Annotated in this window: 7 protein-coding genes; 4 read left to right on the forward strand and 3 right to left on the reverse strand. The window is 39.2% G+C overall.

Annotation, left to right across the window (positions count from 1 at the left end; genetic code table 11):
- The first annotated feature begins 729 nt into the window (after positions 1-729).
- From LO761_RS11070 to LO761_RS11085, 4 genes are all read left to right on the forward strand, one after another.
- A complete protein-coding gene (locus LO761_RS11070) occupies positions 730-3,819 on the forward strand; it encodes a SusC/RagA family TonB-linked outer membrane protein (protein ID WP_272818343.1) in 3,090 nt (1,029 codons plus the stop codon).
- A 12-nt stretch (positions 3,820-3,831) separates the two neighbouring features.
- The gene (locus LO761_RS11075; RefSeq protein WP_272818344.1) at positions 3,832-5,745 is read left to right on the forward strand and encodes a RagB/SusD family nutrient uptake outer membrane protein; all 1,914 of its coding nucleotides are present in this window, start codon (positions 3,832-3,834) and stop codon (positions 5,743-5,745) included.
- Between the two features lie 233 nt (positions 5,746-5,978).
- Positions 5,979-7,763 carry a DUF6057 family protein gene (locus tag LO761_RS11080; RefSeq protein ID WP_272818345.1) on the forward strand — a complete coding sequence of 595 codons (1,785 nt, stop codon included), beginning with the start codon at positions 5,979-5,981 and terminating at the stop codon, positions 7,761-7,763.
- A complete protein-coding gene (locus LO761_RS11085) occupies positions 7,763-9,238 on the forward strand; it encodes a TolB family protein (RefSeq protein ID WP_272818346.1) in 1,476 nt (491 codons plus the stop codon). Before LO761_RS11080 ends, LO761_RS11085 begins: the two co-directional genes overlap by 1 nt.
- Positions 9,239-9,281: 43 nt before the next feature.
- Here the strand turns inward: LO761_RS11085 and LO761_RS11090 are convergent, their stop codons facing one another.
- Genes LO761_RS11090 through LO761_RS11100 form a run of 3 tightly spaced genes read right to left on the reverse strand, consistent with a single transcriptional unit; the run spans position 9,282 to position 13,929 of the window.
- Positions 9,282-9,983, reverse strand: coding sequence for an SIMPL domain-containing protein (locus tag LO761_RS11090; protein WP_272818347.1), 702 nt, complete (start codon positions 9,981-9,983; stop codon positions 9,282-9,284).
- A 46-nt stretch (positions 9,984-10,029) separates the two neighbouring features.
- Positions 10,030-11,340, reverse strand: a complete 1,311-nt coding sequence (locus tag LO761_RS11095) for a SpoIID/LytB domain-containing protein (protein WP_272818348.1) — start codon at positions 11,338-11,340, stop codon at positions 10,030-10,032.
- Positions 11,341-11,346: 6 nt separating this feature from the next.
- Positions 11,347-13,929 (reverse strand): DUF4922 domain-containing protein, encoded by a 2,583-nt coding sequence (locus LO761_RS11100; protein ID WP_272818349.1) that lies wholly within the window; start codon positions 13,927-13,929, stop codon positions 11,347-11,349.
- Positions 13,930-13,978: the final 49 nt, after the last annotated feature.

Raw genomic sequence — 13,978 nt, forward strand, 5'->3', positions numbered from 1 at the left:
TTCCGATGAGTAATTCCAACTCCCCGGCAGTCATCCCCTTAAATCAATACGTATCTGTTGTGTGATTGATACGTATGAGTTCAACAACTCACGCGGATGAATCATTCAACTCATACGCATGAACTGCTCACCTCATCCGTATCACTTCAAGCGTTTGTACGTATCGGAATAGTAGTCGGTTAAGGTTGGTTGTCCTCCGGAAACTGCGTGTCCATCTCAAAAGAAGCAGTGATACACGGCTTAATTCGTCGGGCTCATATTATTTGTACGAATATACCTATTTATATATAGAAAAATATTCCTTTACATTATCTGTTCAATAAAAAGAAGCATATCAAAAAAGAGGTATACAAATTCAGTTTAAAATAAAAAAAATAGGTATTTTCTTTGTGAATAAGAAAATAATATTTAATTTTGAGGATTGAAGTCTTAAATCTATATAAAATGAGAATAATATATTTAAAATATTTTTTTGATGTCTGACGAGGAGTCAGTCTTTTTCTTATTTTTATATTCGATGGATGTACATGAATAGTCGTTAGTCGTTTCGAAAGACTGTTCATGTGATTGCGAAATTATATAAATAAAGTGGTAACTAATAAAAATTATGTATAACAAATAAAATTGAAATTGCCTATGAAAGAACATTACTGACAGACAAGTTAAAACAAACTTTTCATTTAACACACGTGATTAATTTACAGATGTTATTACTTTAAATTTCATAACATGAAAAAAGCGTTTAATAAACTATTAATTCAGACAATGAGCATATTTTTGCTCTACATTCTGTTCTCTGTAACAGCATTTGCCCAACAGAAAATAAATGTTAGAGGTACCGTTACAGATGCGGCAGGAGAACCGTTGATTGGTGTCAACGTTGCTGTAAAAGGAACTACAACCGGTATCATTACCGATGTAGACGGTAACTATGCACTTGAAGCCCCGAATAATTCTACATTGGTATTCTCGTATATTGGTTATAAAACCGTTGAAATTGTAGCAAATAGGGCAACTATTAATGTAACCATGAATGAAGATACCGAACAGATTGATGAGGTTGTAGTTGTAGGTTACGGTGTTCAGAAGAAGGTAACTGTAACCGGCGCTGTTGCCAGTGTAACCGGTGAGGATTTGAAAACTTCTCCTACTACTAACTTGTCAAACGGTATGTTAGGTCGTATGCCCGGTGTTATCGGATTTCAACGTTCGGATGAGCCCGGTGGTGGCGCTACCACTATTCGTATCCGTGGTAATAACACATTGGGTAGCAAAGACCCGTTGATTGTTGTCGATGGTGTTCCCGATCGTTCAGGTGGTATGAACCGTATCAATCCTAACGATATTGAATCTATGTCAGTATTGAAGGATGCCGCTGCTTCTATTTATGGTTCTCGTGCAGCTAACGGTGTTATCTTGATCACCACTAAGAAAGGTAAGGAAGGAAAAGCTAACGTACAGTTCACCGGCAGCTACGGTTTTTCTAAGCCTACTTTGTTGCCTAAGATGTGTAATGCCTTCGAGTATGCTTCCATGATTAATGAAATTCAACCGGGAGCTTATTCTGAAGAAGCCCTTGCTCTTTTTCAGAACGGTAAAGACCCTTGGGGACATCCTAATACTAACTGGTATAAAGAAGTTATTAAGGACTTCTCTCCGCTCTACCGTGGTGACTTGAGTATCAGTGGTGGTACTGATAAAGTGAAGTATTATGTAAACTTTGGTCTCAACGGTGAAGATGGTATCTACAAACATTCAGCTAACCGTTATGACCAATACGGAATTCGTTCTAATTTGGATTTCAAGTTGAGTAAAGATGTCCAGTTGAGTTGGGGGTCTACAGCCCGTTATGAGTATACTCAGTATCCGGCTAAGAGCGCAAGTTCTATCTTCTCTGCTCTTCGTCGTAGTAAACCTACATTACCGGCTTACTGGCCGACAGGACAGGTTGGACCTGATATTGAGTATGGTGATAACCCTGCGGTAACTTCTACCGATGCGGCAGGATACAACCATCAGAAAAATTATTATATTCAGAACAACGTTACCTTGAATATCAATATTCCTTGGATAGAAGGTTTGAAATTCACCGGAACAGCTTCATACGATAAGCATTTCTATAATGAGAAGAACTGGCAGAAGCCTATCACTCTCTATTCATGGGATGGCGTTACCGAAAGCGCGGAAGGATTGACTCCGTATACAGCATGGATCAGCGATCCTCGTTTGACTCGTACCGATTTAGATTACACCGATTGGATGGCCAATGCTGTTTTAAGTTATGACAAGACTATTGGCAAACATACGTTTGGTATCATGGCCGGTATTGAAGGACAGAGCAAGGAACGCGATTATTTGCAAGCATACCGTCGTTATTTCCCATCCGATACATTGGATGAAATCGACTTAGGTAGCGTAACCGGTTTGAACAACGGCGGTTATTCTTATAAGGAAACTCGTCGTAACTACTTCGGTCGTGTTAACTATAATTATATGGAGCGTTACTTGTTCGAGTTCGTTTGGCGTTATGATGGTTCATATCGTTTCCCGAAAGATAATCGTTATGGATTCTTCCCTGGTGTCATGGCTGCATGGCGTGTATCTGAGGAGCCTTGGTTCAAGGAGAAAGTTCATTGGATGGATTATTTGAAGATCCGTGCTTCTATTTCTCAATCAGGTAACGACGTATTGACTGATGCCGATGGTAACATCGATCAGAGCATCCAGTATCTGAATACCTATGCTTTCCAGAGTTCGGGTATCATTTTCAATGGAGCTGAACAGCAGCGTTTGTATCCGTCTCGTACTCCTAACCCCAATATTACTTGGGAGCGTGGTACTACTTATGATATCGGCGCGGAAGTGCGTTTCTTCAATAACCGATTAAGCATAGAAGGCGACTACTTTATGCATAAACGTAAGGATATGTTGATTACACGTAGTGCTTCATTACCGCAGATTGCAGGTTTTACTTTGCCTCGTGAGAATATAGGTAAGATGCAGAACTCCGGTTTTGATGCATTGATCAGCTGGCAGGATAAGGTTCAGGAAGTAGGTTACGACCTTAGTTTAAATGTATCGTATGCAAAGAACAAGGTTACTTACTGGGATGAAACTCCGGGATTACCGGAATGGCAACAGGCTACCGGTCATCCGATACCAACCAGCGGTACTTATGCGGCATTGCGCGATAACGCAGGTTTATACTATCAGGCAGATGGCGTATTCAACACTCAGGCAGAATTGGATAGCTATCCACATTGGGATGAGGCTACTTTAGGTGACGTTAAATTCGTTGACCTTAATAACGATGGTGTTATTGACTGGCATGATATGAAACGTTCAGACAAGAACCAGACTCCTACACTGGTTATGGGTTTCAACGTTGGCGCAAATTGGAAGAATTTTGATTTGATGATGTTGTTCCAGGCTGCTTTTGGCGCAGAAACTTATATCCAGACATGGTCAGGTACGGTAGGTAACTTCCTGAAAGAGTATTACGATCAGCGTTGGACAGCAGAAAACTCTACTTCTGAGCATCCTCGTACATACGAGCGTGAGAATCAGTATTGGATTAATAATGCCAATACCATGTTCCTCCGTAACAATGACTACATGCGTTTGAAGAATATCGAAATTGGTTATACTCTTCCTAACGGCATAAAGGCTTTAGGTATTTCTAAACTGCGTATTTTTGCTAACGGACAGAATATATTCACTATTACCGGTGTTCCCGGTGACCCTGAAAATACTGCCGCAAGTTTTGATTACTATCCACAGAGACAGTATTATACGCTTGGTGTAACTGCTAATTTCTAAAATTATTAAGCTATGAAGAATAAATATAAATATATTATATTGGCAGCCGGTGTAGTTGGTATGATGAGCTTGAACTCATGTTCATCCGATTTTATGGATTTGTCTCCGACAAACCAGTATACCAACGAACAGGTCTTCGGTGATGCCGGATTGACCCAGCTGTATATTAACAACTGTTATGATTATGCTGTTCATGCAGCTAAGGAGCATACTACTACCGGTTTGACAGATGACGCGTACTTTACTCATAACTATGGTCAGATTGCTGTGAACGCAGCTACTATATCGGGTGGTAATACACAGTGGATTACCAATGGTAACTGTCCGTTTAACTGGGCAAATGCTTATACGGGTTTGTATTATTGTAACTCTATTTTGGAGAATATCGCTAACGTTCCTCCAAAGTCCGGTTATAGTCTGACAACGATGGAAGGTGAAGTTCATTTCCTTCGTGCTTACATTTATACCAACTTGTTGCGAGGTTTCGGTGGTGTTCCTATTGTAGATAAAACATACGGACTGGCCGATTATGACGCATTACAGATTGAACGTAGCAATGTAGGCGATGTGCTAAAATTCATCCTTGACGATTGTGAGAAAGCATATAACATGCTCCCTGATGAAGTTCCTACAGGACGTGCAAGCAAATGGGCTGCCAAAGCTTTGGAAGCCAGAGCTTGCTTGCATGTAGCAAGTCCGCTTTATGCCGATCGTTCTATTAATACGTTAGCTTGCAATCAGTATAATGGTGATCGCAATGCTTTGTATCAAAGAGCGTTAGAAGCAGCCAAGACTGTTATTAACTCAGGTAAATATCAGTTGTTGGATTGTCGTGCAGGCAGTGTAGAAGAAATTGCTGATTTGTATCACAAGATTGCCATCACGAATAATAGTGAGACTATCTGGGCAAAGCAGTTCGACTTGACAAAGGTTACTCAGAATGTAGGTTTGCAGCATGGTCCTAACGGATACCATAATTGGTCTGGTACTACTCCTACGAATGATTTCGTTATGTCGTTTGAAATGGCAGACGGTTCGTTAGGTAAAGGTATGACTAAGATTGGTGATAGAATGGATTCTAATCCATATCTGGGACGTGAACCACGTTTCTATGCCGACCTTGGCTTTGATGGCGCTGTTTGGGGACGTCAGCGTGCAGCCGATGGTTACGCGCTTGATCCTACTCCAAAGGGTAACTTGCAGACCGGTGTCTATGAGTTGTCGTCAGGAGGAAAGAATGTTGAAGTGGTTGCTTATCTTGATCACTCCAATCCTACTAAGGGAACTACATTGTGGTCGGGAACCGGTGTATTCGGTTGTGATACCCGTAAGGGACCTATCGAGGACTGGAACGGTTCATTCACTTCATATTATGAGAAAAAGTTAATCGATACCACTGTAGATGCTGCTAACAATAATCAGGTTTGTCCATATCCTTACTTCCGCTTATCAGAAATGTATCTGATTGCTGCTGAAGCATGTGTTGAAATGGGTAACTTAGACGAAGCTGTTACTTATATCGATCCGTTACGTGCACGTATCAACATGCCTGATACAAAAGCTACGTTGGCTGTTCGCGGTCAGAGTCAGAATCAGGAAGACATGCGCGACTTGGTACGCCGTGAACGTCGTTCAGAGTTGGCATACGAAGATTCTCGTTTCTATGATATTCGTCGTTGGATGATTGGTGATGTAGCCGGCAACAAACCGGTGATGAGCATGTGCGTTTGGGCTACATTGAAGTCGGGGAAATCGGCTAAGGCTCCTTATGTACACGATGAATCAACTTGGGATTATCACTATGTAGTTAGTGACGTAAGTTACCGTGAGAACCGTAAGTGGGAAAACAAGATGTATTTCGCTCCAATTACTCAGAGTGAGATAAATCGTAATAAAGCTTTGGTTCAGAATCCTGGACAAGAGTAATCCTTTCTATCTTACAAGAGGGTTGTACAGTAATGTGCAACCCTTTTTTAGTTTAAAACAATAGCTTAATCTGAATCTTTAAATGGACAGTAATTATTTTAAACCTATAATAATCAATGCATAAAACATTATACAGATTCTTTCCATCATAAAAAAGTAGGGAGAAAACAATTTTTCTTCATATATAATTAGTATATTAGCTCCGTATTTTGAGGCGTTTGTTTCATTTGAATATGAAGAAGATTGTATCCTATATCCCTGTAACACTTGCAATAATTGCATTCTTTTTGATTTGGATATTCCTGCAAAAAAATCAGGAATTCCTTTTTTATTATCGTGAACAGCAACAGGTCTTTCTGTTTGATGTTGATTTTTTAGTTGACCGTTATGTTACTCTTGGAGGATTATCATTATTTGTTACACAATTTCTTACGCAATTTTTTACTGTCCATTATCTTGGGGCCGCAATCACAGCTGCTCTCTGTGTATTGGCGGGATGGTTGTTTTGGCTTTCATTACGAAAACTGAACAGTTCTGTTTGGCTGTTTCCATTATGTCTCATCCCTTTGATATTCGAAATTGATGGATTAAATGATTATTATTATAGTCTTCAAAGTGTTACGTCCTTTCTGTTTGTCATGCTGTTTTTCCGGATCTATACAGCTGAGGTGTCGGAAATGAAGCCGGTGATAAGGGTGGTTACGGGGTGTACATTCTCTTTGCTATTATTCCTTTTTGCCGGTTCGGTAGCCTTATTGTTCTCGGTGCTGGTGTTGTTGTTCGATTTATTTAATAGGAGTAAGGCGTGGTATTTTCAATTCCTGTCCGTCCTGACTGTTATAGCCTGCGGAATTATTGCAGTGCATGCCGGAGTAATAGAGTTATACCGTTTTGTTTTTACAAACGATTTTAATTATGAGCCTATTTTGAAACCGGATGTTTCGACCGGCTATTCATGGTATATGGCAGTCGCCTGTTTCATATTCTTTGTTATTACTCGGTATGTAAAGATTCAGAAACCTGTTATACAATTGGTTAGCGCAATAGTTTTGTTCCTTTTGGTTGGGTATGGTTACCATCATTTTGCTTCACGTAATCCGAAAGATAATATGTACGATATAGCAGTTTTGCAACATTATGTGGTAACGGAAGAATGGGATAAATTGTTACAGTCGGGGAGAATTCGGAGTAATAATTATCTGTTGATGAATTATGCTACTTTAGCATTATCGCATAAAGGCCAGTTGCTGAATCGTATACTTGATTATCGGCCGCGTGATCCGTTTGTTCTCGCGGTTGGGGGAGATAAAAGTAATTTGGTGGCCGATTTGACTGTTTTTTTGAGCGATGTTTATTATCAGATGGGGAATGTGGCATCTGCGCAGAATAAGGCATTCGATTCATCTGTCGGATTACGTTATGGGAATCCGTCAATACTGAAGATGTTGGTTAAAACTAATTTGATTTATGGACAATTTCCTATAGCGGAGAAATATCTTCGTATGTTAAGCAAGACTTGGTTTTATAAGGGATGGGCAGAACGTATGCGTCACTTTCTGAATAATGACAAAGCTATTGAAGCCGATCCTGAACTTGGGATGAAACGGAAAGACTTGACGAAGAAAGATTCATTTACATTGTTAGACGGTCCTTTTGTCGATTTGGTGAATATTATTGAAGCTAATCCTCATGACAGAGCAGCAGTGGAATACGCGATTGCATATCTTCTTCTCGCTCGTGATAAGGATACAACAAACCGTTTTGTAGAGGAATTTTATGGAACAGATGCTTTAAAAACTCTCCCACGGATTTTGCAGGAGGGAATGCTTGTTTTCAATGAAAATGATTTTGAATATTGCAGACAATATGGGGTGACTGACGAGACGATAAAGAAATATGTGGATTTTAAAAATAAGTTTTTCTCGGCTCAGCGTGCCCGTCGTAATCCTGTTGCCGTTTTGAAATCGGAATACGGTCGTACCTATTGGTTCTATTTCTTATTTAATAATGCCAGATAATGAGGAAGATTCTTTATATATGTAGTTTAATTTGTTTGACTTTGCTGAATGCCTGCTCAGGTGATGTTAAGGTGACAAAGAATATAGAAGAGGAACTGATAATTTTTCCTGATTATAAAGGCGTTACTATTCCTGTAAATGTAGCTCCTCTCGATTTCTATGTAGAAAATGTAGGAGATATGCCGACTGTACTCCAAATTGCAGGCGATGATGAGAAGATGATAGTGAAAGGTGATGACGGTAATTTTGTCATTCCTCAAAGGAAATGGAAGAGGCTCTTGGAAAAGCAGCAAGGGAAAGATATTCAATTGACAGTCTGTAAGAAGGAAAATGGTGAATGGTGTGCCTATAAACCGTTCTTTATGAATGTGGTATCGGATAAGATAGATAAATATATTGCCTACCGACTTATCCCTCCCGGTTACGGACTTTGGAATAAAATGGGTATTTATGAACGTAGCTTAGAGACTTACGAGCAGATTCCGATTTATGAGAATAAGTTGACCGATTATAATTGTGTTAATTGCCACTCTTTCCCGATGCAGAGTCCGGATAAGATGCTGTTCCACATGCGATCAAAGCATGGTGGTACCGTTTATATTGATGGTAATAAAGTGGAGAAGTTGAATACTAAGACCGATGGAACAATCTCTGCGTTGGTGTACCCATTCTGGCATCCGACGGAGAATTATATAGCGTTCTCAACGAATAAGACCGCTCAGTCTTTTTTCGCAAACCATGTTAACAGAATTGAAGTGTTCGATTCTGCTTCCGATGTGGTAGTGTATAATGTTAAGACACATGAGGTAATCTCTTGTCCACAGTTGAAGAATGACAGTGTTTTTGAGACATTCCCTACATTCTCTCCGGATGGGAAAAGCTTGTATTTCTGTTCGGCAAAGGCAGTTTCCCCTATGCCGCAGAGGTATAAAGAAGTACATTACGACCTTTGTCGTATAGATTTCGACGCTGTGAATGGAACTTTTGGCACGAAAGTAGATACTGTTTATAATGCATCGAAAGATTCGATGAGCGTATCGTTTCCCAGAGTTTCTCCGGATGGAAAGTATTTAGTATTCACACGGCATCAGTATGGGAATTTTTCCATTTGGCATAAAGACGCGGACTTATACATCGTTAACTTGATGACAGGTGAAGCTGCTCCCATGACTGATATAAACAGTAATGATGTTGATAGTTACCATTCATGGAGTAGTAACAGTAAGTGGATGGTTTTTAGCAGTAGAAGAATTGACGGTTTATATACTCGTCCATTCTTTACTTATATTGACAAGGAAGGAAAAGCGCATAAGCCGTTTATGTTACCTCAAAAGAATCCGAAGAAATTCTATCAGGATTTCGTTTATTCGTATAACATTCCTGAGTTCGTTAAAGATAAAGTCGTTCTCGACCGTTATCATATAGCGAAAGAAATGCGTAACTCTAAAGGAATAGATATTACCTATAAGAAATAACTTGTATTATGAAAAGACAAATACGCTTTTGTACTCAGCTGAATTAATTTTCCAATGAGTAATTAATTGTTGTCACCACTCTGATGTGTTTAATGTGAGGAGTATAAGTATCGCGATTCTCAATACTGAACTGTCCTTGATTAGCATCTTTTATCTTTCCGAGCTTGCTACCCGAATCTTTTGCGAATTTCTCAGCAGACTGACGGGCATTTTTTGTAGCTTCTTCAATCATCTGAGGCTTTACTTCATTTAATTTGGTAAATTCATACGTGACACTGTGCTCCCAGTCACCGGCAACAATAGCGATTCCTTGTTTTAACAGTTCGCTTTGTTCGGTAATCAATTCACGAATTAAATCCACTTTTTCAGAAGTAACGGTAATAACTTCCGTTACGTTATAACGATATTGAACTATGCTGTTGTCATAGCGGTCGGCTTGCTTGTCTACAATGGTTGGCGCGCTGACACTGATGCTCTTCTCTTCAATGCCTTTCTCTTTCAAAAACAAAATGATAGCGGAATTGTTTTCTTTAATTTTATTGTATAAGTCAATCAAGTCGTTACCTACTTCTTTATATACCAATGGCCATACCACTTTATTGGCCGGCACTTCCATTTCAGCAAGTCCCTTTACCGATACCACACGATCCTTATTTGAGAAAGAATCTAAACCGGACTTAATGAAAAAGCCCATAATTAACAAGCCAACTGCAATGATTGCTGCTTCAATTCTCCAACTTTTCATAGCTTAAAATAAATAAACTGTTTGTTTTTACAAATATAAAAACGGATTATTGATATAATTGCTTTATTTCAGTATTTTTATAATAATGATAAAGAATTTGGTCATACGAATAACCTTGTTCACCCATCACGGCAGCACCTATCTGACATAATCCCACTCCATGTCCCCAGCCGGCTCCCGTAAGGAGAAATCCCTTTGGTAGTCCATTTTCAGTTTCTTCTTTATCAATAACGAAAGCAGAACTGAACAGATGAGTCTTTGAAAGAATACGGCGAATTTCCAACTCCTTCCCAATAATCAGTGTCTTTTTGGTACCAACAATCTTTAATTTGCTCAGTCGGCCGGACTTACCTCTTTCTATTGGAATTAAGTTGATAATTTTTCCGAAATCAATTCCCGACTTTTCCATGATAAGGGCAGAGAGTTCATCTTGAGAATAGTGAACTTTCCATCGGTAAAAGTCGTTTGTCTCTTGATCAAAATTGTTTAGGACCTGACTTAATATCTCCTTTTTCTGTGTGTTGCAGAAAGCGTCGGGAGTAGTTCTAATCCATTTCTCTGCTTCGACCTCTTTAGTTAAGTCGGGTATGGGATATTTTTTTGCGCTATCATATATGGTAGAGAGATATGGATACTTTTTATTTTCCCATGCATATTGGAATTCTTCAGTGATACCACCGCAGCATTTGCTGAATCGGGCATCGCATATTTCTTCTCCGTTCATCAGAATCATGCCTCGAGTAGCCAGAACAGCATTTTCTACGTTTGGATTAGATGCTTTTGTAATTCCTTGGTAGCGTTGACAATGATCGTCGGCACAGACATCGAAGAGTGTATGGTCTTCTCTGTCATACCAATGAATATATTCATTCTCTGTTTGGACGAGAGAGTTTTCTTTTTCCGATTGTTTTTGTAACGTATTCTTCTTGACAATCTGTGATATCAGCCAACTGCGGGAGATTATAGCATGGGCTTTTAGAAATTCCAATGAAGAAGTGGCACTCATTTCCGAAGAAATAACACTTACTAAGTAGTTCTCTACAGGAAGAGCATTCATTACCGTTAACAGGGTTCGATCAACGATAATATGAAGCGCCCCTTGAAAAGTTTGAGTTTCTTGTCGTTCCCAGTGGAAGTGAACGCCAATGGTTACATTTGCCAATTCGAAAGAAGCGTTGTTATTTTTAGGAAGGAATTCTAACTCCGTGAATGATTTTCCATTCCAATGAATAGTACCATTATTGAATGTTGCCGTTTGTTTTCCTATGACATCAGTTCCGTTCCATGTGTAACCATTTAACTTGAAATGGATTGTAGGAGCGGAAAGAATACCTACGTTTACTTTTAGTTCATTCATAAATTATCAGTTAGGAAGTTTATTACCATACTTGTTCCAATAATCATCTATATCGAACTCGTTGTCAAATTCATCATCAAATTCATTATTTTCATCTTCTGTTTGTTCATATCGTTCGATACTTTCCTCCATTTCTTTTTTTGACAGACCACATTCTTTGATAATGTGCTTAATCTCTTTTTCGTCAATTTTATTGAAATCCTCTTGACGGGCGGTAACAATGATACCACTCATATCGAGTGCTCCCGGACTAATCATTAGTTGCTTATCTCCTTTTGCCGAATAACAATCAGGACGATGTTTGCTTCGTGGAATAACGATGACTGCGATTTTCTCGATATCTATTTTCCAAGCTATCAGATTGAAACGAGCTTCTTCTTCGTTTTCATGTACAGGCAGACTTTCAAGTACACATTGCAACATACTGTTGCAATCAATATCGTTATCAAATTCCAAACAAAGTAACGGGCACAGGTAATTTGTCACCTTGTACAACCGAGCTTCCATGTATGTTCGTTCTTTTTCTGTTTTCCAAATTTCTTCTTTTCGGTCGATAAGCTCTTTCTCAATCTTATTGCTTTCGTAGAACTTAATCAATGGAATATATTTTATCGGAACAGCTTGGTAGTGCATGTGATCGGGGGCGGAAGCACCACATTTTGCGCCATTATAGAATATGGCGTAAGTATCCGGTATAAGTACGAATAGTTTTATAAAGTCTTCCACCGGATCAATCGTCTTTTGAGGAATATGTTTTTGTTCTGCAATAGTCAGATGACCTGGAAGAATAGGGTATGGATTGATAAGTATATCCAATCCGTCCATCGTATTCAAAACCTGCTGTTGGGGCGGACGGTTTGACTCACATAGGAAGCATGGACGTTTCTCAATGCTCTTCTTATCGACTTTTGCTCCGGTGGAAACCATTCTTGCCGGATTAAACTGTATCATCATCGGAATACCATCTACCTTAATTTCATCTACAGAAACATCTTTTAAATTATCGTGGTTACTCTTTGCCAAAGTCCACATTTTTATTTGCTTGTTAATAGATTTTTCCAGTTCCTTTGCTTTTCTTCCTTCGTTAAGAAATCTTGTTTCATCGTCAAACATTTTGTTTCTTAAGTGCCCCAGTCCTTTGCGAATCATTAATTCGCGTGTGCGTATGCTATCTTTATAAGTGTTATTGACATTCGTTTGCTCAATGCTGAGTGCGTGGTCGGAATTTCCTTCCCACCGACGACAAAGATAAATGGGAATATAAATTCTCCCTATTTTATAACTACGACTGATTGCCAATCCTACAGCATAGTCTTCCCCGTAACTGACATTTGGAAATCCGATTTTTCTTATTAATGGTGTATAAAAGGCACGCGGAGCGCCAAGACCATTGACACGGAGCGCGTTGTTCATTCCATTTTTATCGGTCCATTCTTTGTGATCGATAATGCCCGGAGGTAATGTATTTAAGTTGAAATCGCACATTCTGTATGACCCTATGACCATTCCGCAATGTTCTTTCTTGAACTTATCAACAATCTGTTGAAGCGTTGTTGGACCACTATACAGATCGTCACTATCCAGTTGTACTGCAAATCGTCCGCAGTTCGGCTGATTGACCGCATAATCCCAACAACCGCCAATGCCTAAATCTGTTCGTTCCGGAATGAGATGAACAACTAACGGGTTTTCCTTAAACTCATCAATGGCTTCAGTTGTTCCGTCGTCAGAATGATTATCAATGATCAGCACGTTAAATTTGAATTTTGCTTTTTGCGATAAAACGGAACCAATGGCGTCTTTAATAGTCTTTACTCTGTTTCGTACGGGAATGATGACAGAAGCAGTATATTCAAAATCACCTTTCGTTAAATCCAGCTTTTCTTTAATAGGAGAAATATCGGCTTCGTATTCTGCCAGAAAGAAAGCGCAAGCCTGTTCCATGTCTTTCTGAACCTTTTGGTTTTGGGGATTAACATAGTCGAATTGTTTTTCTCCTGATATGCGGAGGTCTTCTTCAATCTGAGAATACAGATATTCGTTGATATGAATAATTCGGTAATGTATACTTATAAAAAGGCGGACTGCATACCATCCGGCATAAGGCAAAGTGTCTCCTCCTTCAAATACATCGTAAACAGCATCTTTAAAGGCTTTACTATTAAACATGATTAATGGGCCGAAATCAAAATCATCGCGTAAACTGCCTATTTGATAATCGATTACCGGATGTTTTTGCACTTTTCCATCCTTTATTTCATAATAGTTGGAATATGCCATGCCTGCAGTCGGATCTTCAAGGTGTTGCGCCATTCGATGTAATGCTTTGTATGATAGCTCCGGAGGTGTGGATTTAAAATAAAGAAGCATGTGAGAAGATTGTACACTGTCACTGATGCTTAGCATGGTATTACTGCTGGTTAATCGGTCAACTTTCAGCAGAAAGCAATGATTGGGGAGAGATATATTTGGAGTTTCTCCGGTATACAGAATATGAATATTTTGAATCAACGGGCAACTTTGAAATAGTTGAATAGTTTGGCTTGTCGATTCTTTATCAGCGAACGGAATAAAGCAGTCTATCATCATTCTTTTTAGGGTATTAAGTTTGGCGTAAAGATAGAATATCGGATTTAAT

Source organism: Phocaeicola oris (assembly GCF_021295095.1).
GTDB classification, from domain to species: Bacteria; Bacteroidota; Bacteroidia; order Bacteroidales; family Bacteroidaceae; genus Phocaeicola; species Phocaeicola oris.

Coding starts and splice junctions, on each gene's coding strand:
- LO761_RS11095 (WP_272818348.1), bottom strand. CDS start 11,340: ATGAATGAACTAAAAGTAAACGTAGGTATTCTTTCCGCTCCTACAATC.
- LO761_RS11085 (WP_272818346.1), top strand. CDS start 7,763: ATGAGGAAGATTCTTTATATATGTAGTTTAATTTGTTTGACTTTGCTG.
- LO761_RS11080 (WP_272818345.1), top strand. CDS start 5,979: ATGAAGAAGATTGTATCCTATATCCCTGTAACACTTGCAATAATTGCA.
- LO761_RS11075 (WP_272818344.1), top strand. CDS start 3,832: ATGAAGAATAAATATAAATATATTATATTGGCAGCCGGTGTAGTTGGT.
- LO761_RS11070 (WP_272818343.1), top strand. CDS start 730: ATGAAAAAAGCGTTTAATAAACTATTAATTCAGACAATGAGCATATTT.
- LO761_RS11090 (WP_272818347.1), bottom strand. CDS start 9,983: ATGAAAAGTTGGAGAATTGAAGCAGCAATCATTGCAGTTGGCTTGTTA.
- LO761_RS11100 (WP_272818349.1), bottom strand. CDS start 13,929: ATGATGATAGACTGCTTTATTCCGTTCGCTGATAAAGAATCGACAAGC.